This is a genomic window from Stenotrophomonas sp. VV52, from assembly GCF_002893095.1.
Lineage (GTDB): Bacteria > Pseudomonadota > Gammaproteobacteria > Xanthomonadales > Xanthomonadaceae > Stenotrophomonas > Stenotrophomonas aracearum.
In genome coordinates this window covers 218,024-243,297 of sequence record NZ_PKQQ01000007.1, presented here as the reverse complement: position 1 = coordinate 243,297, position 25,274 = coordinate 218,024, and the positions used below count along the sequence as shown (strand labels likewise).

Below are 25,274 nucleotides of genomic sequence, written 5' to 3'. Positions count from 1 at the left end.
GTCAAGAGATTGGATCGGGAGGCCCGGCAGGCAGATGCGCTGCCGGGCCCAAACACTCATTCAATCAGTGGGCGGTCTCCGGCTCCACCTTAGGATCTGACTTGGCCAGTCGCCCCGCGAAGGTCGGCAAGACAAGCAGCGTCAAGACCGTTGCAGTCAACAAGCCACCAATGACCACCGTAGCCAGAGGCTTCTGCACTTCGGCACCCGAACCACTCGCAATAGCCATCGGAATGAAGCCGACGATGGCGACCAACGCGGTGGTCACCACGGCCCGAATTCGGCTGCCGGCGCCATTCATCGCAGCAATCAGAGGGCTATCGCCGGCGTCCAGGCGCTCTCGAATAGCCTGCATGAGCACCAGACCATTCAGCGTTGCCACGCCAGAAACCGCAATGAATCCGACTGCAGCAGACACCGAGAACGGCATGCCACGAACGAGCAAAGCGAGAATGCCGCCGACCAGTGCTAGCGGAACGCAGCTGAACACGAGGCCCGCTTCCTTTGCACTGCCCAGTGCCATGAACAACAGGCTACCGATCAGCAGGAACACGATCGGCACGACGGTCAAGAGTCGCTTTTCCGCCCGCTGGAGGTTCTCGAACTGCCCGCCCCAAGTCATGTGTGCACCCGGGGGCAACTGAACATCCTTCACTGCAGCTTGGGCTTCACCTACGAACCCGCCCAAGTCACGGCCGCGTACATTGGCCTGAACCACTACACGCCGGCTACCGTTGTTCCGGCTGATCTGATTAGGTCCCTCGCTGATGTCGATGCGTGCAACAGATGAGAGGGGCACAATCCCGCCGGTGGGAGTTGCAATTGGCAGTGATGCAAGCTGATCGGGATCATTGCGGGCATCGTCTCCGAGGCGAACGACGACATCGAAACGACGATCCCCCTCAAAGATCTTGCCGGCCGCCGCGCCGCCGATGCCCGTTGCAAGGGCGTCGCTAACATCTGCAGCCGTCAGACCGTACTGTGCTGCTGCAAGGTGGTCGATCGCTACATTGAGCGTGGGCAGACCAGAGATCTGTTCCACACGAACATCCGCAGCGCCCTCCACGTTCCTCAGCTTCAGCGCAACCTGATCGGCAACAGCCTGAAGCTGCTCGAAGTTGTCGCCGTAGATCATGACAGCCAAATCCGTACGCACACCCGAGATCAACTCGTTGAAGCGCAGTTCGATGGGCTGACTGAACTCGAAGCTGTTACCTATCTGCGAGGCTGCGATCTTCTCAAACCTGGCGATTAGATCCTCCTTGCTCAAGGAAGAGTCAGGCCAATCCTTGCGCGGTTTGAGCACGATCACGCTGTCAGAGATGTTGGTTGGCATTGGATCGATAGCAGCTTCGGCAGTACCTGTTCTTGAGAAGACGGTCACTACCTCAGGCTCAGCCGCGATGGACCTCTCCAGCGCCAGTTGCATAGCCAGCGATTGCTCCAAGGACGTCGAGGGAACGCGAAGCGCCTGCATGGCAAGGTTTCCCTCATCAAGCGTTGGCATGAACTCCCGACCCAGCATCGTGAAGCCGACCACGCCCATCACAAGCATCATCAGAGCGCCAGCAAGCACAGCCTTGGGCCTACGAATGGCACCTTGGATTGCTGGCTCAATGCGCCTTCTCAGGACGCGGATGATTGCAGTCTCGTGCTCTTCATTGTCGTGAGAATCCTTGCCGTCCTTGTTCGCATGAGGCTTTGGATCTCTCACAAGGAGCGCAGCCATTGCAGGCACGAAGGTAAAGGAGAAGATAAATGCGCCAATCAGGGCGAGCATGAAAGTAGCTGCCATCGGTTGGAACGTCTTACCTTCAACGCCCTCCAAGGTGAGGATCGGTGCGAACACCAGCAGAATAATCATCTGCCCGAACGCCGCAGGACGCGCCATCTTCTTGGCTGAATCTGCCGCCACGCGGAGCCGTTCCATGGCATTCAGAGGCCGGCCAAGTTCTGCTCGGCGTTTGCCCAGCATCAGCAGGGTGGACTCGATCACGATCACCGCACCATCTACAAGAATGCCGAAATCCAGGGCGCCCAAGCTCATCAGGTTGCCGCTGATACCAAACTTGTTCATGCCGATAACGGCAAACAGGAACGAGAGCGGAATCACCAGCGCGGTAATGGCTGCTGCACGGAAGTTTCCCAGTAGCAGGAAGAGAACCACAACTACCAGCAGAGCACCTTCAGTCAGGTTCTTGGCGACCGTCTTGACGGTCGAGTTGACCAGCACGCTTCGGTCAAGCACCGGTTCTGCAAAGATATCGGCCGGCAGAGATTCGTTGACCTGCGCCAGACGCTCAGCGGCCGCCTGTGCCACGGTGCGGCTATTACCTCCGGCGATCATCAGAGCAGTGCCAAGCACGGCCTCATGTCCGTTACGGCTAGCCGCGCCCAGCCGCGGGGCACGACCCAGACCGACCTCTGCTACATCGGCTACGCGAATAACCACGCCGTCCTTGGTCGCTACCGGGGATTGGGCCAAGTCGTCGGTCGTCAACGCAAGGCCGTCGGCCCGTACTACCAGGCCCTCACCTGCACGTTGAACGAAGCCCGCACCTGCTTGAACGTTGGAACGCTCCAATGCCTGTACGAGATCGGCCAAGCCAAGTCGGTATGCCGCCAGCCGTGCGCTGTCGGGGTAGATACCGTATTCCTTGACGTAGCCACCTACCGTATCAACCCCCGCCAAGCCCGGGCTTGAGCGCATCTGGGGCGCGATAATCCAATCTTGGACGGTACGCAGATACGTTGCGCGCTCCTGCGCGGTAGCAAGGCGATCGCCTTCCGGGGTCAGGTAGACCTCGCCCTCGTGCCAACCGGCTTGGCCAGGTTTGGCCAGCTTCTTGGGGTCGAATGGCCTGAAGTCCACTGTCCACATCAGTACCTCACCCAAACCCGTAGTAACGGGCGAAAGCATGGGTGAGACATTGTCAGGCAGGTCCCCGGCCGCTTCCCGCATGCGCTCAGCGACCTGCTGGCGTGCGAAGTAGATGTCAGTCTTGTCGGTGAAGATTGCAGTGACCTGGGAGAAGCCATTGCGCGATAGCGAACGGGTGGTGTTCAGCCCCGGGATGCCAGCCAAGGCCGTCTCCAAGGGGTACGTAACCTGACGCTCGATTTGCTCAGGGGTCAGGGCTGGGGCGATGGTATTGATCTGGACCTGGCGGTTGGTGATATCTGGTACGGCATCGACTGGTAGCTTGCTTAGTTGGAACAAGCCAAAGCAGGCAATCAATGCGGCCAGAAACACCATGAGCCAGCGGAACCTGACCGCTGCTTCGATGATGATGTTGAACATGGTGAATGAGTTCCCTTAGTGGCCGTGTTCGGCTTCGCCCTTGGCCAGTTCGGCTTTGAGCAGGAAGGCGTTGGCGCCTACGACGCGCTCACTGCCCGTCAGACCGTTAAGGATCTCGATTCGATTGCCTGCACGGCGCCCGGCGAGTACCGGCGTTGCTTTGAAGCCGCCCTCGACGGCCACGAAGACAACGCTTCTGCCGTCAACGGTTTGGACCGCGTCAGCAGGCACGCTCATACCTTCGGCGGCACCACCGGCAATGATCAGTGCCGAAACGGGGGAGCCGGCCGGTGGAAGTTTCTCGGAGATTGGCTTGGCACGAATCGTGGCGGTGCCACCCTGCTGCATCACATTCGCAGCCGCAGCAATTACTTCAGCCTCGAAGCTACCTCGGGGGCCCGTGACCTCCAACTTCATCCCTGGCATGGCGACGGTGGCCAGCGCGGGGGGCGCGGTAAACACGAGTTCATTCATGTCGGGATTGGAAACCTCCGCCACCAAGGTTCCAGCCGAGACGACACCACCTGGTGTTACCTGGACGTTGCCTACCAACCCAGCGACCGGACTGGTGATGGTCACCCGGCCGGAACTGTCCGGAGAGCCGCTGGCAGCGACTTGAGCACGGGCAGCACTGGCCGCAGCATCGGCCGCCAAAGAGCGGGCCCGCGAGGCCTCCAGCTCCTGACGCGCCACCACACCTTGGTCCACCAGAGATTTATCGCGGCTGTAGGCCAAGCGAGTAGCTTCTGCCTCTGCCGCCGCCGCAGTAGCTGCGGCCTTGAACGTCGCAGCTTCGCCGCTAACCACAACTACTAGAGGTTGATTGCTTTTGACCGCTGTTCCTGGCGCAACGAGTACGCGCTCAACCCGGCCAGTGACCGTCGAGGCGATCGCTGCGCGCCCCCCGATGGCGGGCTCGACGCGACCTGCAAGCCTAGTTGAAGCGCCACCGCCCCGCCCTACTGCAACCACGCCGATGCCAGATGCCTTGATCTGATCGGACGTCAGCTTGACTAGCCCCTCCTCAGCCTCCTCCTCGCCGTGTTCACCGTCGCCGTCGCCATCATTGTGGGCTTCTGCACCATCAGGCGTGGCCTCATCTGCGTGACCACCCTTCCCTTCTTCTTTGCTGCCCTTACTCTTGGCCTCGGTGCCGGCGGCTTTTTCCGTTTCCTCCGCACCGCCACTGCATGCGGTAAGCCCCCCGGTGAGCAGGAAGGCAGCCACCAGCGTCGCTCCGATGAGCGTCTTGTTTCCGTACTTATTCATTTTGCCTCCACAAACGGTGCGCGCCCTTCAAGGCGAGCGAGGTCGATTTCTGCTGTCACCCGGCTAAGGCGGGCATCTACAGCGCTGCCACGCGCAGCAATCAAAGTTGATCGGGTGCTACGCAGCTCCAATTGCGATATACGACCTGCCTCGAATCCGATGCGGGCCAACCGATAGGCTTCGTCTGCGGCTTGTACGCTCTCATCCGCAGCTCGCGCGCGGCTGTTGGACGCTTTGAGACTCGCTACCGCTCCCAACCGAGCCGCCTCGCTGTCACGCTTCTGACCCTCTAGAACCGCCTCAGCTGCACGTTGCTCGGCATATGCAGCCCGAATCGCCCCGCGGTTGCGGTCAAACAGGGGAATGGAAAGGCTGATGCCAACGTTGTAGGCCTCGTCGCCTGCTTGGCGGAAGCGCGTTTGAGCCACAGATGCGCTCAGTTGTGGCAAAGCGCGCTTACGCTCGACATCGATGAGCCGACCTGACGCCTCCGCTTCGGCTTGGGCGATTCGAACAGCGAGCGGGGCGGCCTCGTTTGCGACCGGGTGAGATGGCACGCGATCCAGAAGGCTTTCACCGATCTCGGTAAGCCGGCCATCCAACAAAGACACCCCGGCTAGCCGCGCTAGAGCCGCGTCCCGGAAGGCCTCGGCCTCATCCAGGCTGGCCTTCGCGTTAGCAACCTCGCTACGCGCCTGGACGCCGCGCAAGTTGGGTTCCCGACCTTCGCTAACCATCGCACCTACGGCTTTCGCGTCTTGTTCAATCAACGCCAAAGCTTCGCTAGCCAACTCATAGCGGCGCAGAGCAGCCTCTGCCTCCGCATACGTGGCTGCCAGACGACCAGCCGCATCGCTGCGCATCAGATCGCCCCGCAGGCCCGCTGCGCCTGCCTCTGCACGCGCAGCGCGCACTCGCGCGCCCCGCTGACCCCAAATTTCGAGCGGCTGGGAAAGCGTCACAATGGTGTCAGCGTTGGAGAAACCCCGATAGGCACCAGTACCGTACGCGTTCTCTGCGTCGATGGAGACCGTCGGATTGGGTACAGCCCGGGCCTGTTGCACCCGAGCCTCTGCGGCCTCGGCCAGCGCGGCACCTTGGACGGACGCAGGCATCTGGTCCAAACGAGAAAGCAACGATTCGTAAGACGGTGCAGTTTGAGCACCTACATCCCCGCCAGGCACCAATGCCAGCAGAACAGCAACAGCCAACCCGGTCGCTGATAGCGACCGACCTGTCAAAATCGACATAAAAACTCCCGTAAATTATCTGAGCGAACTACCCGCTAGCGCGGGGCAGAGCGAGATCAGATACGGGGGGGGCGCATGGGCCCGTCGAGTCGAAGTGCGTAGACATCCCCGTGCTCGGTATTGCGCAGCAAGGTTCGACCATTGGCGAGCAGATCGTCGTGGCCGGCGGCGGGGAGACTAGCGGTTGAGTGGTGGCAATGCCCGTGACCGCAGGAGTCGGCGCCGGATGATTGCTTACTCTTGTCCTTGCCCGATTCCAGGTCTGAGTCACTGCTCAGGGCGTGAACATCTCCCTGGCTAGCCGGTGCTTCCTGCGCACACGCCAACGACTCGGCCACAGGCACGACCACAAATACCGCCAAAAGCAGCAGCATTAGGTACATACGAATGGCAGGAAGGGACCGGCGCATGGTGGGAAGGCTATCAACCTGATTGAGACGGATACAATTACATAGAAGGGTGGAAGCGACCGCTTTTGGCACGATTTAGGCTTCCGTTCAGGTTTGGAGCTAAGGTGGTCAGTCTAGGAGGAGGAATGCCCAGGTCAGTCCGACATTGCAAAGTGCTACGAACACAGCGGCTGAGCCCATGTCTTTGGCACGACCAGCGAGCTCATGGATCTCCGGCCCGTATCGTTCAATAACTGCTTCGATGGCCGAGTTCAGTAGTTCCAACGCAAGCACCAACAGCACACTCCCTACCAAGAGGGCTCGCTCTACCCCTGAGTCGCCTAACCAGACTGCGGCGGGTAGAGCCGCCAGGGCCATGACGACCTCTAGCCTAAAAGAAGACTCATGCAGCCAGGCCGATCGCAGCCCCTGAAGAGACCAGCGCAGCGCTTTCAACACACGGGCGATGCTCCGTGGACGATGACCATACATGTCTGCCATTGTGATGTTTCCTTCTTCTGCCGTTAGGAGGCGCTGCCGGGATCTCCCGGCAGCGCTGCTCCCGAGAAATGGTTATGGGGCGGCGACACTGCCAACGGAGCAGCCGGAGAACAGATTTAGGCTCTGGTCCAACGCTTTTGTCCGCACCTGCATGAGACCGAGCACAGAATGGAAGAGGTTGTCGTGAGTGGCTGGCAGCCTTGAACGTCCCTGGACGCATTCAATATCCAGCTTGTTGCTGCTCTTCATGCCCTCTGACATCCACATCACCATCGGCACTTTGATCTGAGTCTCCGGGGCAATGGCGTAGGGAAGACCATGCAGATAGACGTTCGCCTCGCCCAATGACTCCCCGTGGTCGGATACATAGATCAAGCCTGTATCGTGGCTCTTGTCCTGTTCGAGCATACGGATTGTCTTTGCCAGAAAGTCATCCGTCGCTAAGACTGCGTTGTCATAGGCATTGACTATCTCGGCGCGAGTACACTTGCCAAGGTCGGCGTTGCGGCAGTCAGGAGTAAACTTCCTCAGGCTCTCGGGGTATCGCTTGTAGTAGCTAGGTCCGTGGTTACCAAGCTGATGCAGAACCACGACGACGTCGCCGGGATTGTCGTCAATGGAGTCATGCAATCCCTGCAGCATGATTTCGTCGCGACAAGCCTGATCGTCACATAGACTATCTTTGGCGGGAACGCGGTAAGACTCAAATGCAAGATCAGAGCACACCCCCTTGCATCCCGTCTGGTTGTCGCGCCACAGGGTCTTGATTCCGGCGCGCTCCAATACGTGCAGAAGCGACTCGGATCTTTTGATCTTGTCTCGGTCGTAGTCTCGCCTTCCATACATAGAAAACATGCAAGGAACGGACACCTCGGTATTGGAACCACAGGCCGTCACGTCGGTGAAGTTCACGACGTCCAGGGCTTCAAGTTGCGGTGTCGTGTTCCTAGCGTATCCGTTCAGCCCCCAGTTCTGGGCGCGAACCGTCTCGCCTACAACAATGACAAGAAAGTGTGGCTTCGCGCCTGGTGGATGAGGATCCATCGTGGCGTCGGGACCGACTACTTTGATCGGTCCACGCTCTGCGCGCGTCTCCTCTTTGATGACCTTCCCTATCGAGGCAAGGTAGTTCCCGGGCGTCGCAAGGTATCTGACTGACTTGTGGTTGCGCATAAGCGAGGATAGGTTGTCGAATGAGGCCAGTGCCGCACCAACAACTACCACTATAGCCATGCCCAGCAAGAGAGCTCTGGAAAGTAGTCCGCGCGCCATGGTGCAGTGAGGTCGAATTCGTACCGCACATACCGCAACGGCGGGAAGCAGACCTTTGACCAGCACCGACAGGAACAATCCCCAGGTCAGCAGCTCTCCGGCCTCCGCGCTGTCAGTCTTCAGCACGTTTCGAATCATGCTCGAATCGAAGTACACGCCGTAATTGTCGGAGTTGTATGCCGCCGCTGCTGACACAATGAGGAGCAAAGCAACAATCGGTTTCAACGTCCATCGGACGCACAGAAGCCCAAGAATAAGTACGTTCATAGCCGTAAGAAGCGCGGCCGTAGACGCGACAAGCAGCGCTCGCGCCACACCCTCCACACCACTCTTTTCAACTACCTCTGCAAAGAAGGCGTTGTTGAGGAACAACGTGAAGTAGAGTGCGACGATCACGATTAGTGTGTTGATCCCGGCCTGAGGCCCACGAAGAGGCCGGCCGAGCCGTCCTAGTGGATTTGAGCCATTCCCACCAAGCTTCCAACTGTGGTTCAGGTATTTTTTCATGTAACGCATAGCTGCTTCCTTTTGATCGACCGCCAAATGCGCTCATGGCGCATGCGGAGGCACTTCGCAGACCGCGCCAACTCGTCGAAGGGCGTTCCTGCTCGCGGGTCTAATTCCAACGGGCGCTTAGAGATGCGATGCAGGTCTGGGAGAAGGTGCGTCTGCACTCGCAAGAGGCGATGCATAAGGCCGCTGTATTGAGTCCGCGCAAGCAGACGCATCGCCGCCAAGAGGCAGAGTCCTGAAGTAGCGATTGGTTGGGGTAGAGAGCTTGCGAGGTTTCGGATCTTCACCGGGACAGTCGCCGAGCGCTGATCCCTCGATAAGTAGTCGACGCCTGCGCAGTCGGTGGCGGTTACAGTTCATCACCAGTGCAGGCTGCCGCTGACTGGCTTGCGCGAATCCATAACCGGTCGCGACTGACTGCGTCGAAGCCGAATGCTCCCCGAGCCACTTGTAGCGTCTATGCGCTGCGGAGGGCCGGGTACGTCTGGCTACTCGCGCGGAAGTCCCTGGAAATAGCTTTGAAGCGCTGTGCCATTTGGAACTCGCAAGCGCCTGGACGACTCCTACGGCGCTCATGCCCGGGGAAGGCCTCTTCAACGCACCGCGTGAGACTGAAAGCACTGAGACACTACGTATCCACGCATACGCAGAGACTGATACCCGGGAGGCACCCAAGAAGGAAGTCCGCAAGGTTTCGGTTAGTTGCGCCAGCGTGGCTTGAATCCCGGTCAGTAGCGGAGGTCTGCCTACGACCAGGCCGTCCCTGTGCCACGGCAACCAGGTAGCGGTATCCACGAATTCAGGGGAGAAGACCGAGGCCAAACGTGCCTCACCGGCTGGAGATAGAGCACCGTCTCCAGGGCGTGCGGGAATGATCAGCACAGAAGCTGTCGTCAGCACGGCAGATTGACCGTACGAAACTCGGTTAGAGGTGGGAATCGGAAGAGGCATTTAGTCCACCTTTTTGAAGGCGGCACGATGCCGTTCGGCGGCTGCACCAGCAGCCACGCGTCGGCCGGGCGCGCCAAGCGCCCAGCAACAAAGTTTGATCATGGAGAGACCTGTTAAAGGTGATCGCAGAAGTACGAGCAGACGCGCTGCGCCTGTGTCGCGATCAAGCCCTGGGAGGTCTAATCAGCCTTTCGGGCGTGTGGGAAGTCACAGGCTGTTCGTAGAACGTATGCCCGTCTTCATTTAGTGCAGCGTCGGCACTGGTGAATCCGTTGGACGCGACGAAGGTGCTGCTGTGGTGGCAGTGCCCATGACCACACGCAGGGTGTGACTTGTCGGAATGGCCGTCGCCTGCCCCTGCTACGTCCTGATGGGCCTGCTCTTCAGAAGAGCAAATCGACGCATCCACGAAAGGCACGACCACCAGCACTGCAAGTAGCAGTGCCAGAGCGTAGCGCTTAGCGTGGATGACGAAGGAAGTCACGTGCGGCTCTGACCAATACGGTTGAGGTCGAGAAGATACCGTGGACGGCGCTCATCAGCAAGCCGGCACTTGTTCATCAACCGCGCGGTCGTGTATGAGTCGCATCCTGCGGCTTGCTCGGAAGAATGAACGGGTTGAGGACTAACCACATGCGATGCGGGCGGGACGACAAATTAACGCTTTGCCTTGACTTCTGTACGGACTAACTGGCTGAGCAGTGCGGGATCGAGTCGCGGGAGCGGAGTTCCGTTCACAAAAAAGGACGGAGTTCCGCCAATCTTTGCAGCCTTCGCGTCGGCGAGATCGACCGCAATCACTTTTTCCACTACGCCCGTAGCGATGTATGCGCGGGCTTTAGCCACGTCCAAGCCAGCTTTTCGCGCAAATTCCCAAGCAATCGCTGAGTCTTCCCGCCCGTGTGAAGCCCAGGCGGGCTGGGCATCCATTAGCGCTTCGAGAACGGCCGCAAACCGGTTCTGCTGGCGCGCAGCCTCAAGAATGTTTATGCCGAGGACAGATGTCTTCCCGTGGAAGGGCGTATAGCGAAGCACCAGCCGAGCATCCGCATTTTCTCTCAGGATCCTTTTGACCTCTGGATGCATGGCCCGGCAGGCCTCACAAGCTGGATCGAAGAACTCGATGATGGTGACGGGCGCATTGACCGGGCCTATGACAGGCGAATGAGGCCGTACTACCACACCGGCTTGAGGCGATTGGTCATTGGCCGGGCCCTCGGCACTCCGAGCGAATGAAGTGGGGGAAAATGCGGCGAGAGATAGTATCAACACCGCTATGATCGTGCGTGCTGCTTTCATTGAAATAGCTCCAGTGTGCCTTGTGGTGTTTGAAAGGACCGATGCGGCTCGGGTAGCTTGGTGTGACGCAGTACCAACTAACGCTGCTCGGCTCCCAAGCGCCATGCGGGCCACGCCTCAACGATCACGCTTACAGCAGATCGAAGAAAGAGCAGGGCGATGATTGATCCTGCGGCGATGTCCGGCCACCCGCTGCCGATGAGGGCCACCCCGCCCGCGGCTACGAGAACGCCCACGTTGGCAGCCACGTCATTACGTGAGCATTCGAACGTGCTCTTCATGTTGATGTTTAGGGCGCGGAATCGCCAAAGGAAAGCCAAGCAGGATAGGTTCGCCACAAGTGCAATTGATCCGAAGATGAGCATGATGCCGCTGGCCGGTGGAACCGCGGTGATCATCTTGTTCACGACCTCGACGACAATGAAAACGAAGAATCCAAGGATCAAGAAGCCCTTTACCAAGGCCGCGCCTGCCTCCCACCGACTACCACGCCCCACGGCCCAGAGACTGAGCGCGTACACGGCTGCATCGCCAAGCATGTCCACCGCATCGGCTTGGAGCGCACTTGAGTTGGCGACTATGCCGGCGCCAAACTCGACGAAAAACATCACCAAGTTGATAGCCATCACCCATAGCAGCACGCGGCGCTGAGCGCCCTGTTGTGCCATCCGCTCGAGTTCTTGGCGCTTGTTACCGCAGCAGTGGTCCATCGTGAGTCCTATAAAAGGCTTCTGGGGTTGAAATCAGCTCATCCTGCCTTTATCAACCCTGTAGCAACTAGAGGGTCAAGCTATGTCCACCGTCTTCACGATCGGCCAACTCTCACTCCGTACCGGAACCAAGGCTGAGACGATTCGCTACTACGAGAAAATTGGCCTCCTTGCGTCTCCGGCCCGTTCACAAGCCAACTACCGCCACTACACTGAAGTTGATCGGCGCAGGCTTGCCTTCGTTCGCCGTGCCAGAGAGCTTGGACTCCCCATCGCCCAGATCCGGGATCTCATTGAATTAGAGACCCATGGCGACCAGGAGTGCGGGGCTGTGGATGAGTTGGTCCGGAGTCAGATTCGCAGTATTGAGGAGAAGGTAAGAGACCTCCAGGCACTGAACAAAGAGCTAACTCGCATACTCTCCCACTGTCCAGGTGGTCTGGTTTCCGAGTGTCGAGTCCTCGGCGCTTTGCAGGCGCCAGTCGGGCCGGCTAAACATGGCGGGATTCAGCCCCCGAAACGGTGAAGGTCCCTGAGAGCGCTGACCTTTGCCGAGCACGTAGAGATCTTCCTGCTACCGGCAAGGATAGTCAAAGACGCTTCAAGAAACCCGGAACCAACACCGGGTCTGCACTCAAAACTAACCGCTAGAGGTCCGCAGTATGGAGCAGGCCTGACGCCGATAGACCAAGCGCATCGGCGAGCCTAATAACGGTAGAGAGCCTGCAGTCCTTCTTTCCCTGCTCAATATGCCCAAGTTGCGTACGGTGCATACCTAGTCGGGCTGCGAAATCTTCCTGAGAGACGCCCAGCGCCGTCCGTCTCGCCTTCACGGCGGCGCCAAGGGCCAACTGGTGCTTGGAAGTTTTCACCCCCTAAGCTTTGGTTTCGTAGTACTTTTGGTCTACAGTACTTACGGTAGCATATTTGACAATGGCCGCCCCCTCCCCACCTCCCATTCGGGGGCCTGCGCCGCTTACGGACCTTGGCAGGTAGGTATGAGCTTCTTCTTGGTAGATGCTGAATCAGAGTTCACCTTAGAACTGTCATTGAGCCAACAGTCGGAGCAGGATCTGCGGCGCCAACTCGCAAAGCTTCAGGAGGGCGGAGACGCCGGAACCCTCTCCAGACGCCTTGCCGCCGAGCTATCTAGACTGGTCCCAGAGATGCTTGACTGGGATGTCAAAAGGCCCACAAAAGCGCAGATCGCCTATGCCCGTTCAATCTGCTACCAACGAAAGATTGAACTTCCTGAGCAGGCTATGGAGTCCCGTCAGGCCATGCATCTCTTCATAGCCTCGCGCGGCCGGTGGCCTTGAATCCATTGCCGCACCTCTCTCTGCACCCGCCTTCTGGTTGGCCGAAGCGACGCGCAAGAGCGCAGAATGTCGATGGCACATTACTACTATGACAAGTCGAACTAGTCTCACCCATCCACTGGCTATTGCCGAGTTACCGGTGGGAACGAAGGATGGGGCAATTGGCGTGACATTTGCTCCCGGAAAGCATCAAGAGAGCGCAATGACTGGCGCTTGGGCTAGGGATTTAGACATGGACTTGGAGGCGATTCGTGCTTGGGGCGCAAGATTTTTGATCACGCTTATCGAGCCGTGGGAGTTCGAGGACCTCAGGATCTCCTCCCTACCTGATCATGCTGCTAAGCATGGCTTGGCTTGGCATGGACTGCCTATCACGGATGGTAGCGCGCCAGACGACCGCTTCCTGGCACGTTGGAAGGAGCTCGGACCATATCTGAGTCGCGCCCTGCTCGACGGAGGAAGAGTAGTCGTGCATTGCAAGGGAGGGTTGGGTCGTGCAGGACTAGTTGCCTCGCTGCTTCTATTGAGCACTAAGACGAACAGTGATGCTGAAAGCGCGATCCTCGCGGTACGAAGGGTTCGTCCCGGAGCTGTAGAGACACTCGAGCAAGAATGCTTCATCCACAAGTGGGCTGAAGAGCACAGAGTATAGCCGGCGCGAAATGGCTCGGACTCCGCCATTGACTCTCTGACTGATCGAAAGACGTCCTTTCGAGATTATCGGATAGGAAAGAACCGGCGGAGGACCATCGCCGATTGATGAGCCTTGCCAGACCACCCCGTAGCACTTTCGGGCGGCGAGTGTATTTGGTCCTCCTCAGATCCCGGAGCTCGATCAAGGAATTCTTGATTCCGCATGCGTACCAGCAGGGTCACGGTGCAGAACGAATCTCGACATCCGCCAAACAGCGACATCAGAATAAGGAGAAACGCCCATGAGTCTCCGAGAAAGGAAGCTTCTGGTACTAGACCTTGATGAAACGCTCGTCTTCTCAACTGAGCGCCCCTTGGATCGTCCAGCGGATCTGAGTGTCGTCGGGTATCACGTCTACAAGCGGCCCCATCTCGACACATTTCTGGACTTCGCCTTCTCAAGGTTTAGGGTCGGCGTTTGGACATCGTCTGGACGTCTCTACGCTGAGCCTCTTGTCGCACAGTTGATGCCAAAGCGTCCCCTAGAATTTGTATGGTCATCCGAGAGGTGCAGCTTAGTTAGGGATTGGGAGGAAGGCGGCTACTCAACACAGAAGCGGATAGCGAAGCTGAAGAAGCATGGGTTCACACTGGACCAGATCATCGGAATAGATGACACCGCTAGCAAGTACGCTCGGAACTATGGGAATTTAGTTCTGGCACGGGAATTCCTCGGCGACGTGTCAGATGATGAGTTGCTGCATCTGATCCATTATCTAAAAGTGCTTGAGGAGGTGCCGAATATCCGTGCAGTCGATAAACGAGGATGGCGCGATCTGCTATCGCAGCGAGGAAACGAGCATCCCGGCTTTTTGAAAGCGTAGAGTGAGAAACTATCAGTGTCAGCTAAGCGTGCTTTCATTGAGCCAAATCACCGTGTCAGTTCTTGAATGGCCACGACGGCTCGATTCCCAGTTGGTGCTATTCACTCAAACCGGATGGCGGGAGGGTGGATAAGGGCTGGCCGCCGTGAGTCCTAGCTTCGTCCTAGGGTGCGGATGGTATGGGCCACAGTAGGCGTCGTACCTGATTCTTTTCCTAGACTTTGACGCGCCAACCGAGTGTCTGCGGTCAACGAATTCGACCAGACTCTCGTCGCCCGGCCAGACAAGCGCAAAGCGGGTTGAGGGACACCAATGGGCGGTCAAACGCCACGACTGAAGAACCGGACGGTTGCAGGGTCCGGCATGGAAGGTGCTACTGGGATCATTTTTGCAGATAACGGGGTTGATAACCCTAGCCATGAACCCCTGCCCCTGCGGCTGGGCCGGCGACCGTAGTGGCCGATGCCGTTGCAGCGGTGAAGCCATCCAGCGGTATCGCGGCCGTGTGTCCGGCCCGCTGCTCGACCGCATCGACCTGCATGTGCAGGTGCCACGGCTGGAACCAAGGGAGCTGCGAAGCGACGCGCCCTGTGGAGAAGACAGCGCTACCGTCCGCGCACGCGTGGTGGCCGCTCGCAATGTGCAGCTCGAGCGCAGCAGCAAGCCCAATGCCCAGCTGCTACCAACGGAGCTGGACCTCCACTGCCGACTCGAGCCCGACGATCAACACCTGCTGGAATCAGCGGTCGAGCAGCTGCAGCTTTCTGCACGCTCGATGCATCGCATTCTGCGTGTGGCTAGAACACTGGCGGATCTGGCGCATAGCGAACGAATTGCCACTGAGCACCTGGCTGAGGCGATCGGGTACAGGCAGGTGGATCGGGGCGGCACAGGATGAAGCCGGGGTGCCCGCACAAGCGACCACCCCGGCAGCCCTTTACTGGAAGTCCAGCGACAGCTCCACGAACATCGAGCGGCCAAACGCGTTGTAGACACCCTGGTCGTAGTACGGCCAGTTGCCGTTGGTGCGGTCCACCGGCGGTCGCTCGTTGGTCAGGTTGTTGGCCGTCAGCATCACGCTGGCCAGCTTGTTGATGCGGTAGTTGACCGTGGCATTCCAGGTCGTCCACGGGCCGATGTTGCGCTCTTCGCCGATCGCATTCCAGGTCGGCGCATTGCGGATGCCGTACACGTTGGTGCTGAACGCGCCGATGTTCCAGTTCGCACCGAACGTCGCCCGGTAGTGCAGCTCGTTGGAGTTGGCGCAGCACAGCATGTCGTAGACCGGGTCGCCTTCCTGCTGCTGCAGTTCGTGCTTCAGCGGCCGGTAGTAGCCCGCGTTCACGCCGAAGTCGCCCGCACGCCCCGCGCTCCACTTGTAGTCGGCCGCTGCCTGGATACCGGTCTGGCGCTGCTTGGCCAGGTTGATCGGGTACGAGAACACCTTGGACACGCCGTTGGGATTGATCGGGTCGGTGGCCGGCAGGCGCTGTACCTGGGCCAGGATCTGGCGGCAGGTCGGCGAGTTGATGTCGAAGTTCACGTCGCCATTCTCCGACGTACCCAGTCGGCAGTTGGCTTCGGAGGTGAGGATGCTGTCGGTACCGAGGATGGACACCTCGTTCTCGATCTTCACCGAGTTGTAGTCCACCGACAGGTTCAACGCATTGTCCAGCGCCGACCAGACGAAGCCGTAGGTGAACGTTTCCGCCGTGATGTCCTTCAGGTCGCGGTTGCCGGTGCTGGAGGACAGCACCGACAGGGACGACTGCGGGCACTCGTCGAAGTTCTCGGAGGTGAATCCCGCCTGCCGACACAGGAAGGTGTCCACGTTGGTGGTGTAGCCGCTGCTCTCGCGTGAGTACAGGTAGAACATGTCCGGCGAGCGGAAGGCGGTCGCATAGCTGCCGCGCAGCAGCAGCGACTCGATCGGGCGGTACTCCAGGCCCAGCTTCCAGGTCGCCTTGCCGTTGCCACCACCGCCCTGCAGCGAGTACTTGTCATAACGCCCGGACAGGTTGGCACTGAAGGTGTCGAAGATCGGCACCTGCAGCTCGGCGCCCACCGCGTACAGGTCGCGCTGGCCCTCGGCCGAGGTGCCTGCGGTCTGGCCGCGGAACAGGGTGGCGGCATTGGGGTCGGCCGACTGGTTGAAGAACTTCTCGCGGGTGCCCTGCAGGATCATCGCAAAGCCGACGTCGCCGGCCGGCAGCTCGAACAGCGAGGTGTTGGTCACCAGCGCGGTCACGCCGGTGCGCGACGCGTTGGACTCGGCGCGATTGGTGCCACTGAACTGGTCGTACTGCCCGCGGGTCAGCGGCTGGTACAGCACGTCCAGGTTCGGCGCATAGGCGTCGTAGCCATTGACCTTGCCCACCAGCGGACCGAGGTAGTAGTCATCGATACCGCCCGCCGCCAGGAAGTCGGTCGACTTGCGGGTCACATCGGTGCTGGAGCGGTTCACGTACACGTCGTAATCGAAGCCGGTGTCGCCCAGGCCGCCGCGCGCACCTGCGGTGATGTTCCAGGAGCGGGTATAGACGCGCTGGTCCTTCGAGTCCATGCCCACTTCTTCAGGCGCATAGATGCGCTGCCACTGCTCGTAGTTGCCGCTGGTCTGGTTGTAGAAGGTCTTGTTCCAGAACGGGCTGCCGCCCGAGTAGGTCGGCCGGCCGTAGCTGAAAAGGATGTCCGAGTACAGCTCGGTGGTTTCACTGAGGTGGTAGCGCAGGAACGTGGTTGCGTTCACGTCCTCGCTCTTGTTGTAGAGCGTGGCGGTGCCGACATTGTTCGGGCTGCCGCAGTAGTAGCCGGTACCCGCCGCGTTGCGGTGCGCGTAGCTGGTGCTGCCACCGAACAGATAGGACAGCGGCTCGCACGTGGCCTGGCCCGGATCGATGTAGCCGTTGGGCGACATCTGCATGCGCAGGAAGGTACGCGACGGATCCTGCGGGCCGGTCGGGCTGTCGTTGACGCTGTCGATGTAGCTGCGGTCAGAGGCGAAGATCGGCTTCTGTTTGGTGTACTCCAGCCCGTAACTGAGGTCCAGGTTGCCGAAGGTGTGGCCGTTGCTGAAGATGAAGCGCTGGCTGGAGCCGCCCCCGTCGCTGTAGCCGCCGGCGCGGTAGCGGAAGTGCGCGCCCTCCACCTTGTCCTTCAGCACGATGTTGATCACGCCGGCCACGGCCGACGAGCCATACACCGAGGACTGCCCGCCGGTGAGCACGTCGATGCGTTCGACCATGCCCAACGGAATGTTGGCGATGTCCACGATGCTGGTGTTGCCGTTGTAGGCCAGCGGGTAGCTGTTGAGCGGGCGCCCGTTGAGCAGCGTGAGTGTGTAGCTCGGGTCCAGGCCGAACAGGCTGACCGTCTTCGCGCCCGGCGTATAGAACCCGGTGCCCTGCGAATCCTGCACAGAGCCATTGGCAACAGGCAACGAGCGCAGCGCGTCGAATACGGTGGTGAAGCCCTGGGCCTCGATTTCTTCGGCGGTGATGGTGGTCACCGGCGAGGGGCCTTCGATCTGTGCGCGGGGAATCAGCGAGCCGGTGACATTCACCGCATCGAGCTGGCGCGTGGCCGGCTCGGTGCCCTTTTCTTCGGGCGGGGTGGTTTGTGCCTGGGCGGCAAGGGGGGACATCAGTACGGACGACACCAGCAACGACAGCAACGTGCGCTTCATTCTGCAGCTCTCCAGTACAAGGTCTCCCGCTGCCGGTCCGGCGCAGGAGGGTTGGGTATGCGGGGGGTTCCGTGAAGCGTGGGGAGCCACTTTTCTAGATCGATCTAAATTGGTTGTCAATAATTTGTAATGAAACTAATTTCCCGGGATTAGATCGAACGAAATGGCACTTGCGGCGGTCCCGGAGGCTGGTGCAGGATCAGCGCGTTTGTTCCGTCACGTCCCGGAGTGCCGTCCATGCGTTTGCGCCGTTGCCTGATCGTTCCTGCCGTTGCCGCCGTCCTCGCCTTCCCCGCCGCACATGCTGCGGACATCACGCAGACCCGTGACGGGGTCACGCTGACCTACCAGGACCCGAGCGGTTCAACGAACGCGGAGGTACGCGACCGCATCATTGCCACCTTCTTCTCCGCCTACCCGCGCGAACGCGCCGACTTCCACCCGGCCGCGCCCTCCAGCGTGCGCATCGTGATGGACCCGTCCTACGACGGTGTCGCCTATGTCGGCGAGAAGGAGAAGGCCGCCACCATCACCATCAATCCGCGCTGGCTGGAGAAGCATCCCAACGACACCGACCTGGTCACCCATGAAGCGATGCACATCGTGCAGGGCTACCCGGGCTACGCCAGCGAGCAGGCGCCTTCGTGGCTGGTGGAGGGCATTGCCGACTACGCCCGCGATGTCTACGGCGTGGATAATGCCGCCGGCGGCTGGGCGCTGCCGGCGCAGGTCAAGGCCGAACACAAGGTGGATACGGGGTACCGGGTGACCGGCGCGTTCCTGAAGTGGAGCGAGGCGGAACATCCGGGGTTGGTGGAAGCGCTGGATGGGGCGTTGCGCAAGGGGAGCTACACGCCGGCGTTGTGGAAGCAGCGCACCGGGAATGATCTGGCCGCGTTGTGGGAGGCGTATGTTGCGCAGCGGGCGGGTGGGAAGCAGGCGTAGTGCGGTGGCATGGCTCCGGAGGCATCGCTCGGTCTCAGGTCAATGCGTTGATGCATTGACCATCGTTACGGGCGGGCGTTTGGGAACCGCCCCTACCGGAGAACGAACTGTTCGAGTGCCAAGGCGACGCCGTCTTCCGCGTTTGTTGATGTCTGGTGCAGCGCTGTCGCTTTTACGATGTCGACAGCATTGCCCATTGCCACGCTGGTGCCTGCGTACTGCAGCATGGTCAGGTCGTTCTCCTGGTCGCCGATGGCCATCACCTGGCTGCGGTCGATTCCCAGGTGTTCGGCCAGCTTCTGCAGGCTGGGGCCCTTGCCTGCGCGGTGGTCGAACACTTCCAGGAAGAAGGCGGCGCTCTTGAGCACCGCGAAACGTTCGGTCAATGCGCCAGGCAGGCGCGGAATGACCGCGTCCAGCACCTGCGGCTCGTCCACCATCATCAGCTTGATGAAGGACATTTCCGGGTCCATCTCGGCCACGCTGCGGTACGAGAGCGGCACGCGGGAAAGGTGGGAGTCGGCCACGGTGTAGATGCTGATGTCGCGGTTGGGCGTGTACAGGCGCTCGCCGTCCAGCGCCTGGAAGTGCACGCCCATCTCGCGGGCGACCTGCTCGCAGAACAGGAAGTCGTCGAAGCTCAGCGGGTACTCCACCACCACCTCGCCGCTGGCAACGCGCGTAACCAGGCCACCGTTGCAGGCGATGCAGTAATCGTCGGCACCATCGATGCCCAGTTCGTCCAGGAACGGCGCCAGGCCCGAAACAGGCCTGCCACTGGTCAGCACGATGCGGACGCCCTGCTCGCGGGCGCGGGCGATGGCCTGCTTCACCCGCGGGGTAAGGCGATGCGCGGGATCCAGCAGGGTGCCATCCATGTCGATGGCCACCAGTTCAATCGCCGCCGGGCGCTGCCCACTATCCATTTCGTTCAACCTTGTTCACTACCGATACCCGGGCATCGCCCAGCGCCGTAGTTTAAGGCAGCCGGGCACGGGAACAAAAAGAGCCAGCCGGGTTGCCCCGGCTGGCTCCATCACTACACACGCATCAAGCGTAAGGCGACGGGGGTTTACCGCCCCATCGCCACCTTCTGCTGCTCTTCCTGCACCTGGCGCTGCTGCTGGCCCTCGTTATTGCCCAGCAGTGCGGCGTTGGTCTGCTCCAGCGGCGGGGCCTGGCTGAGGTCCACCGCCGCCCGGTAGCCCGGCGTGGTGCCCATCACGAAGGCCTTGCCGTCCTGCACGCTCACGCTCTGCAGCTTCTCCGCCGAGTCGATGCCAGCCTGCTTGGCCTGCAGCGTGACATTGGCCGCCACCTCGTTGGAGATCGCCGCGGGCAAACGGCTGCGGATGGCATTGTGCAGCGCCGTGTCCGGGTGCGCCTTGTCGCCGAGCTGCGGGCCAGTGGGGCTGCGGGTCTCCGCTGCCTGGACCTGTGTGGCGGCCAGCTTGGCGGCGGTCTCGCGACCCACCACGCCGTCGTCCTTCAGGCCCTGCTGCTTCTGGAAGGCCAGCACCGCTTCGCGGGTGCTGTCACCGAACTTGCCGTCCTCGGCCAGCGGATTGCCATTGGCATCGCGTACGCCCTGGCGGTTCAGCGCCTGCTGCAGCTCGGTCACCTCGTCGCTGCGGTCGCCCTTGCGCAGCGTGCCGGCCGGGGCATGCTCGTGGTCGTGCTTGCCTGTTGCCTGCTGCACGCCCTTGTTCCAATAGCTTTCCGGGTTGATCAGCTTTCCGGACGCGTCCTTCATCTGGTAGTGCACGTGCTGCGCGTACTGGTTCGCGCCCTGCGGGCCGCGCCCGCCCATGGTGCCGATCGGGTCGCCCGGTTCCACGTGCTGGCCCACCTTCACCTGGGTGCTCTGCATGTGCAGGATCTGGTGCGAGATGCCATCGGCATCCTGGATCATCACGGTGCCGTACTTCCCGCCCACCGAGGTCACGGTGCCGGCAATCGGCGCGTGGATGGTCGGGTGCTGCAGGTTGCGGCCGGTCTGGCCGCCCACGTAGTTGAAGTCGCTGCCACCGTGCGCCTTTTCGCCGCGGTGCTCACCGAAGTGCCCGGTGATGTGCGGCTTCACGCCGTTCTGCGGCGGCAGCATCACCTGCATGGTGTGTTCGTACGAACGCACCTGCGACGCCGCGCCAACGGCCGCTGCGGCGCCCACCGGCGCCGACTGTTGCTGCTGCGTCGGAGCCTGGTCCAGCGTCTGGCCCAGGCGCTGGTTCACGAACTGCTCGTACTCATCCAGGTGCGGCGCCACCTTGCGCTGCGACAGGCCGAGGCCGCCGTAGTCCCTGGTCGGGCCGTCATGGTGGTACTTGTAGATGTAGTCTTCGCCCTGGCCGCGATCGCGCGCCAGGTTGCGGTTGTCGACGAAGTGCGCCACCAGCGCGTCGGACTGCGCGTCCACGTCGAATCGGTTGGCGTTGTTCAGGCCGTAGTGCTTGCCGGTCCGGTCGATGAACTGGCCCAGGCCCGAGGCCGAGGTGGTGCCGGCGGCGGCATCCGGATTGAAGCCGGATTCCACGCGGGCAATGGCCAGTACGTAGGCGGTTTCGCGTGGCGTCAGGCCGGCCTCGCGCGAGGATTCGATCAGCGAGTCGATCACGCGCGACTGCACTTCCGGTGAAGCATCGCCCCAGCGGCGCGACTGCCCATGCAGGGGGCGTGTTTCGTCGATCGGCTCGCGGTAATGGCTCCACGGCTCGATCTGGCTGCTGCGGTACGCCGCTCCAGGCGGCTGCACCATGCTGGTGTAGATGTCGTTTGGCATGTCTGTGCTATCCATTCTGTGAGAAAGGGGCTTTCCTTAAAGGGTGTTGCTCCAGTGTTTCAGTCTTCGATGTCGTCCACCTCCGGGTGTTTGATGCCGAGCTTGGCGATGAGCTGCGAGTACTCGTCGTTGTTGGGCGACTGCGCCTCGCCTTCGCCGCGCACCGGCGGGTTGCTGTGGGTGAGCTGCTTGCCATTGGCGTCGTACAGGTAGAACCATTCGCAGAACGCACAGCCGTACGGCAGCTCGCCGTACTGCACCACGAAATACGGTGTTCCCTGCGCGTCTTCAACGCAGGCCAGGCCAACGGCGGTGTAGCCACTCATTTCCGCCGGGGCATCGACGGTGCGGCGCTGGCCGTCCTTCTCGATCTCCAGGCGGGTCTGCGTCGCCTGCCCGTCATGGGCCGGAAACGCGGTCAGGTGCAGCCGTGCACCTGCGCATTCCTTGTGCATGCCTTTCTCTTCCTGCTGGGTGGGTGAAGGGGTGGCTGCCGCAGCGGCCGGCGCTGCGGCGGCAGGCTCGGGTGTGGCGGCGGCGCCGGGGGTTCCGGAGGGTGCACTGCACGCGGCCAACAGAAGGGCGAACGCGGGTACGAAACGCAGTTTCGACATCACAGGCTCCGTTGTGGAAAGGGCCGCGTGCGGACGCGCGGCCCTGCAACTCAGATCGACTCGTCGGTCATGCGCACCAGCTGCCAGCACGGGCGCTGGGCGAAGTAGTACGACTGCTGGTTGCTGGTGTCCGGCGTACGGATCAGCACTTTCATGCTGCCGTCGTCCTGCCGGCTCACCTGCATTTCCCGCCCCATGTCCTTCAAGCCTGACGGATTGGGCATGACCGGCCAGGTCACATCATCCAGCGGTACGTTCTCGGTCACCAGCTTTGGCTCATCGCCCTGGGTGTCGTAGCGCTCGCTGATCAGGGGGTTGGCCACGGACTTTTCCTGCAGGGCGATTTCCCGGCCGAACTGCGGCAGGAATGCGTCGAAATCTGCGTGGGCGCAGCTGGCGGTCGCGTCAGCGCTTGCCGCACCGGGTGCGGCGTGTTCGTTGGCTGCAGGCGCGATGGTGGATGCTGTGGTCGACGGCGGCGCTGCGTTTGCGTTTGCGGGCTCGATGGCGGCGTCGGGCTTGCACGCGGCCAGCAGGATGCTCAGCGAAACGGCGAGCAGGGTCATGGGACGATGATGGGACAACGGATCCTCCTGATTCGTGTCGTGGCGTACATCACACTACGCCGGGTCGCGTAGCATAGCGACGCGCCAATGCGATGACGTTCACATATCCGCTACATCGCGGCTTGCGCATGCCATGCGTGATGTGAGGCACATGATTTACGTGAAACTCATCACACTGTAATGCGTGTGCTTTTATTGTCTTCCCTGGCGATGTCAGCCCTTTGACACCCGCCCCTGCTTTCTGGTGATTGGCTCGATGCGCATCAACGTTCTCCAGCTTCCGGTGTCTGACGTATCCGCAGTCGCTGCGTGGTTCGGCGAGGTCATGCAACTTCCTGTACAGGGCAGTACCGTGCAGATCGGCTGAACCACGCTGCAGCTGCGCGACGCGGGCAGTGACCCGGTAGGTGGCGTCCATCTGGCCTTCAACGTCCCGGCCGATCGCTTCGAGGCTGCCACCGCATGGCTGCTGGAACGCTCGCCGTTGCAGCGCAATGCCAAAGGGGAAGCCCACTTCACCTTCGGCGGGCGCTGGGAGTCGGAGTCGATCTACTACGACGGCCCCGACGCCTTGATCCTGGAACTGATTGGTCGTCGGCGGTTGCCTGCCTCCGGGCGTACCGGCGCGTTCCACGGCAGCGAGCTCACCTGCATCAGTGAAGTGGGCCTGCCTACTGCCGATGTCGGCGCACTGACCGCCGACGCCGAGGCGGCCTTCGGGCTGCAGCCGCTCAGCCCGCCGACCCCGCACTTCGCCGCACTGGGCGATGACGAAGGCCTGTTGATCGTCGTGGATGCCACCCGCCACTGGTTCCCGGAGCAGAAGGTGCTGCCCAATGCACGCGGAATCGAGGTCACGCTGGGCGATGTGGACGCCGGGGAGCTGGCCGATGACGTCGAAGGTTGGCAGGTCACTGCGCCCCAAGCAGGCTGAACACGCCGCTTCCGCGCATTCACCTGCGCGGCCAGTACATTTGCTGAGCCACGACGGGTAGAAGGACCGTTGCGCGGTCCCCGCGCCGGCAACACAGTGGCTGCAGCCCACCCCAGGTTGCCCGCCGTGGAACTGCTCACCTCCGCCCCCGCTTCCGACCCCACCCGGGACGATCCTGCACTTGGCCCCCTGCTGGAGGTGGATGCGCGGCTGGCCAAGCTCGGGGGAAAGATTCGCATCCTCTCCGGCCTGGCGTGGCCCATCGAAACGGAGACCCGCTTCCTGGAAGGCTGGCGTGCCGGCAAGCCGGAACTGCCGGCCCCGCCTACCCAGCCGCAGGACCACGCCGAAACCATCGCCGCGCTCGACGACATCCTGCAGCGCCTGGATCGCGGCCACCCGGTGGGCGACTGGCTGTACCGCACCGCGTGGAGCATGCGCGTGGCCGCGCGCATGCTCTCCAGCATCGGCACGCCGCAGTTCACCGAGTGCTCCACCCTGCTCTACGGGCACCCCAGCACCCAGTACCGCTCGCAGACCACCACCACGGCGCAGTCCGCCGCGCAGATGCTGGCCATCACCGACCAGCTGCTGGGTTCCCAGTACGTCCCCCGCATTGCCTACGACATTCCCGCGCCGGACTTCTCGGAGATGCTGCGCAAGCGCATCGATCCCTTCTTCACCGATGACCCGGTGAAGGTGGTGCTGGACACCGAGCTGGCCTCCAAGGCCGCCGCCGGCAGCAAGGTCATCCGCCTGCGTGCGGATGCACTGTTCTCGCAGCTTGACCTGGACCAGCTGGTGGAGCACGAAGCCTTCATCCACGCCGGCACCCTGCTCAATGGCAAGCACCAGCCATGGCTGCGTTGCCTGGGTACGGGCTCGCCACGTACAACGCGTACGCAGGAGGGCCTGGCCACATTCTCGGAAATCATCACCGGATCGATGGACATCAACCGGTTGCGTCGCCTTGCGCTGCGCGTGGTCCGGTTGCAGGAAGCGCTGGAAGGCGCGGACTTCATCGATGTCTTCAAGGCCTTCCTGGTCGCCGGTCAGTCCGAGCAAGACAGCTACCGAAGCGCTGCGCGCATCTTCCGTGGCGGCGACGTGCGCGGCCGGGTGTGCTTCACCAAGGACGGCGCCTACCTGGAAGGCCTGCTGCTGGTCACCGCCTTCATCAAGCGCGCCCTGCATGAGAATCGCGGCGATACGCTGCGGCTGCTCTTCTGCGGGCGCGTCGACCTGGGTGACCTGGTCACGCTGGCACCGTATCGCGCCTCTGGGTTGATCGCGCCGCCGCGCTATGTGCCGCCGTGGGCGCAGCATCCGGAGCGGGTGCTGGCTACGCTGGCGTTCTCAACGGCCGCGCAGGCGATGCGGCTGGATACGTTCGACCTGGGGCGGTTCTCGGCGGTTGAGGATGAGTTGATGGCGGGAGCTGGACAGCCATTGAGTTGACT

At 61.4% G+C, this 25,274-nt stretch carries 18 protein-coding genes and 2 pseudogenes; 8 read left to right on the top strand and 12 right to left on the bottom strand.

Annotated elements, in window-relative coordinates; all coding sequences use genetic code 11:
• Positions 1-64: 64 nt before the first annotated feature.
• The 7 genes from C2U58_RS13440 to C2U58_RS13405 form a co-directional block, all read right to left on the bottom strand.
• Complete coding sequence (locus C2U58_RS13440) at positions 65-3,301, bottom strand: CusA/CzcA family heavy metal efflux RND transporter (RefSeq protein WP_101099244.1); 3,237 nt, start codon at positions 3,299-3,301, stop codon at positions 65-67.
• Between the two features lie 15 nt (positions 3,302-3,316).
• Positions 3,317-4,570 carry an efflux RND transporter periplasmic adaptor subunit gene (locus tag C2U58_RS13435; protein WP_054663599.1) on the bottom strand — a complete coding sequence of 418 codons (1,254 nt, stop codon included), beginning with the start codon at positions 4,568-4,570 and terminating at the stop codon, positions 3,317-3,319.
• Positions 4,567-5,820: a TolC family protein gene (locus tag C2U58_RS13430; RefSeq protein WP_101099243.1), complete on the bottom strand. Its 1,254-nt coding sequence runs from the start codon at positions 5,818-5,820 to the stop codon at positions 4,567-4,569. Before C2U58_RS13430 ends, C2U58_RS13435 begins: the two co-directional genes overlap by 4 nt.
• Before the next feature lie 518 nt (positions 5,821-6,338).
• Positions 6,339-6,710, bottom strand: a complete 372-nt coding sequence (locus tag C2U58_RS13420) for a diacylglycerol kinase (RefSeq protein ID WP_101099241.1) — start codon at positions 6,708-6,710, stop codon at positions 6,339-6,341.
• A 72-nt stretch (positions 6,711-6,782) separates the two neighbouring features.
• Positions 6,783-8,498 carry a phosphoethanolamine--lipid A transferase gene (locus C2U58_RS13415; protein ID WP_101099240.1) on the bottom strand — a complete coding sequence of 572 codons (1,716 nt, stop codon included), beginning with the start codon at positions 8,496-8,498 and terminating at the stop codon, positions 6,783-6,785.
• A 1,605-nt stretch (positions 8,499-10,103) separates the two neighbouring features.
• Entirely contained in the window at positions 10,104-10,745 is a 642-nt protein-coding gene (locus tag C2U58_RS13410) for a thioredoxin domain-containing protein (RefSeq protein WP_157825118.1), read from the bottom strand.
• A 77-nt stretch (positions 10,746-10,822) separates the two neighbouring features.
• Positions 10,823-11,455: a cation transporter gene (locus tag C2U58_RS13405; RefSeq protein ID WP_101099238.1), complete on the bottom strand. Its 633-nt coding sequence runs from the start codon at positions 11,453-11,455 to the stop codon at positions 10,823-10,825.
• An 82-nt stretch (positions 11,456-11,537) separates the two neighbouring features.
• Here C2U58_RS13405 and C2U58_RS13400 point away from each other — a divergent pair, with 82 nt between their 5' ends.
• From C2U58_RS13400 to C2U58_RS13375, 5 genes and pseudogenes are all read left to right on the top strand, one after another.
• Positions 11,538-11,981 (top strand): helix-turn-helix domain-containing protein, encoded by a 444-nt coding sequence (locus tag C2U58_RS13400; protein ID WP_101099237.1) that lies wholly within the window; start codon positions 11,538-11,540, stop codon positions 11,979-11,981.
• A gap of 472 nt (positions 11,982-12,453) precedes the next feature.
• Complete coding sequence (locus C2U58_RS13390; RefSeq protein ID WP_101099235.1) at positions 12,454-12,774, top strand: hypothetical protein; 321 nt, start codon at positions 12,454-12,456, stop codon at positions 12,772-12,774.
• A gap of 88 nt (positions 12,775-12,862) precedes the next feature.
• Positions 12,863-13,426, top strand: coding sequence for a cyclin-dependent kinase inhibitor 3 family protein (locus tag C2U58_RS13385; protein ID WP_101099234.1), 564 nt, complete (start codon positions 12,863-12,865; stop codon positions 13,424-13,426).
• A 283-nt stretch (positions 13,427-13,709) separates the two neighbouring features.
• Complete coding sequence (locus C2U58_RS13380; protein ID WP_101099233.1) at positions 13,710-14,291, top strand: HAD family hydrolase; 582 nt, start codon at positions 13,710-13,712, stop codon at positions 14,289-14,291.
• Between the two features lie 415 nt (positions 14,292-14,706).
• Positions 14,707-15,189: pseudogene (locus C2U58_RS13375) on the top strand (ATP-binding protein); the annotation flags it as partial.
• A gap of 39 nt (positions 15,190-15,228) precedes the next feature.
• Here C2U58_RS13375 and C2U58_RS13370 read toward each other — a convergent pair.
• The gene (locus C2U58_RS13370) at positions 15,229-17,976 is read right to left on the bottom strand and encodes a TonB-dependent receptor (RefSeq protein ID WP_102946301.1); all 2,748 of its coding nucleotides are present in this window, start codon (positions 17,974-17,976) and stop codon (positions 15,229-15,231) included.
• A gap of 237 nt (positions 17,977-18,213) precedes the next feature.
• Here C2U58_RS13370 and C2U58_RS13365 point away from each other — a divergent pair, with 237 nt between their 5' ends.
• Positions 18,214-18,921: a basic secretory protein-like protein gene (locus tag C2U58_RS13365; RefSeq protein WP_102946300.1), complete on the top strand. Its 708-nt coding sequence runs from the start codon at positions 18,214-18,216 to the stop codon at positions 18,919-18,921.
• 92 nt (positions 18,922-19,013) lie between these two features.
• Here C2U58_RS13365 and yidA read toward each other — a convergent pair whose 3' ends face one another.
• From yidA to C2U58_RS13345, 4 genes are all read right to left on the bottom strand, one after another.
• Complete coding sequence (gene yidA, locus C2U58_RS13360) at positions 19,014-19,847, bottom strand: sugar-phosphatase (RefSeq protein ID WP_102946299.1); 834 nt, start codon at positions 19,845-19,847, stop codon at positions 19,014-19,016.
• Between the two features lie 146 nt (positions 19,848-19,993).
• The gene (locus tag C2U58_RS13355; RefSeq protein WP_102946298.1) at positions 19,994-21,700 is read right to left on the bottom strand and encodes a peptidoglycan-binding protein; all 1,707 of its coding nucleotides are present in this window, start codon (positions 21,698-21,700) and stop codon (positions 19,994-19,996) included.
• Between the two features lie 59 nt (positions 21,701-21,759).
• Positions 21,760-22,314, bottom strand: a complete 555-nt coding sequence (locus C2U58_RS13350; RefSeq protein WP_253256739.1) for a hypothetical protein — start codon at positions 22,312-22,314, stop codon at positions 21,760-21,762.
• 50 nt (positions 22,315-22,364) lie between these two features.
• A complete protein-coding gene (locus C2U58_RS13345) occupies positions 22,365-22,880 on the bottom strand; it encodes a hypothetical protein (protein ID WP_172448144.1) in 516 nt (171 codons plus the stop codon).
• Positions 22,881-23,136: 256 nt separating this feature from the next.
• On the opposite strand from C2U58_RS13345, the pseudogene C2U58_RS13340 reads away from it, so the two are divergent.
• Positions 23,137-23,814 (top strand): annotated as a pseudogene (locus tag C2U58_RS13340) (VOC family protein).
• Between the two features lie 126 nt (positions 23,815-23,940).
• Entirely contained in the window at positions 23,941-25,272 is a 1,332-nt protein-coding gene (locus tag C2U58_RS13335; RefSeq protein WP_216362403.1) for a flavohemoglobin expression-modulating QEGLA motif protein, read from the top strand.
• Positions 25,273-25,274: the final 2 nt, after the last annotated feature.

Bases quoted from the DNA above. Each gene is read 5' to 3' on its own strand.
- yidA (WP_102946299.1), bottom strand. From the start codon at position 19,847: ATGGATAGTGGGCAGCGCCCGGCGGCGATTGAACTGGTGGCCATCGAC.
- C2U58_RS13365 (WP_102946300.1), top strand. From the start codon at position 18,214: ATGCGTTTGCGCCGTTGCCTGATCGTTCCTGCCGTTGCCGCCGTCCTC.
- C2U58_RS13435 (WP_054663599.1), bottom strand. From the start codon at position 4,570: ATGAATAAGTACGGAAACAAGACGCTCATCGGAGCGACGCTGGTGGCT.
- C2U58_RS13405 (WP_101099238.1), bottom strand. From the start codon at position 11,455: ATGGACCACTGCTGCGGTAACAAGCGCCAAGAACTCGAGCGGATGGCA.
- C2U58_RS13430 (WP_101099243.1), bottom strand. From the start codon at position 5,820: ATGTCGATTTTGACAGGTCGGTCGCTATCAGCGACCGGGTTGGCTGTT.
- C2U58_RS13380 (WP_101099233.1), top strand. From the start codon at position 13,710: ATGAGTCTCCGAGAAAGGAAGCTTCTGGTACTAGACCTTGATGAAACG.
- C2U58_RS13385 (WP_101099234.1), top strand. From the start codon at position 12,863: ATGACAAGTCGAACTAGTCTCACCCATCCACTGGCTATTGCCGAGTTA.
- C2U58_RS13440 (WP_101099244.1), bottom strand. From the start codon at position 3,301: ATGTTCAACATCATCATCGAAGCAGCGGTCAGGTTCCGCTGGCTCATG.
- C2U58_RS13350 (WP_253256739.1), bottom strand. From the start codon at position 22,314: ATGTCGAAACTGCGTTTCGTACCCGCGTTCGCCCTTCTGTTGGCCGCG.
- C2U58_RS13420 (WP_101099241.1), bottom strand. From the start codon at position 6,710: ATGGCAGACATGTATGGTCATCGTCCACGGAGCATCGCCCGTGTGTTG.
- C2U58_RS13415 (WP_101099240.1), bottom strand. From the start codon at position 8,498: ATGCGTTACATGAAAAAATACCTGAACCACAGTTGGAAGCTTGGTGGG.
- C2U58_RS13355 (WP_102946298.1), bottom strand. From the start codon at position 21,700: ATGCCAAACGACATCTACACCAGCATGGTGCAGCCGCCTGGAGCGGCG.
- C2U58_RS13370 (WP_102946301.1), bottom strand. From the start codon at position 17,976: ATGAAGCGCACGTTGCTGTCGTTGCTGGTGTCGTCCGTACTGATGTCC.
- C2U58_RS13390 (WP_101099235.1), top strand. From the start codon at position 12,454: ATGAGCTTCTTCTTGGTAGATGCTGAATCAGAGTTCACCTTAGAACTG.
- C2U58_RS13345 (WP_172448144.1), bottom strand. From the start codon at position 22,880: ATGACCCTGCTCGCCGTTTCGCTGAGCATCCTGCTGGCCGCGTGCAAG.
- C2U58_RS13410 (WP_157825118.1), bottom strand. From the start codon at position 10,745: ATGAAAGCAGCACGCACGATCATAGCGGTGTTGATACTATCTCTCGCC.
- C2U58_RS13400 (WP_101099237.1), top strand. From the start codon at position 11,538: ATGTCCACCGTCTTCACGATCGGCCAACTCTCACTCCGTACCGGAACC.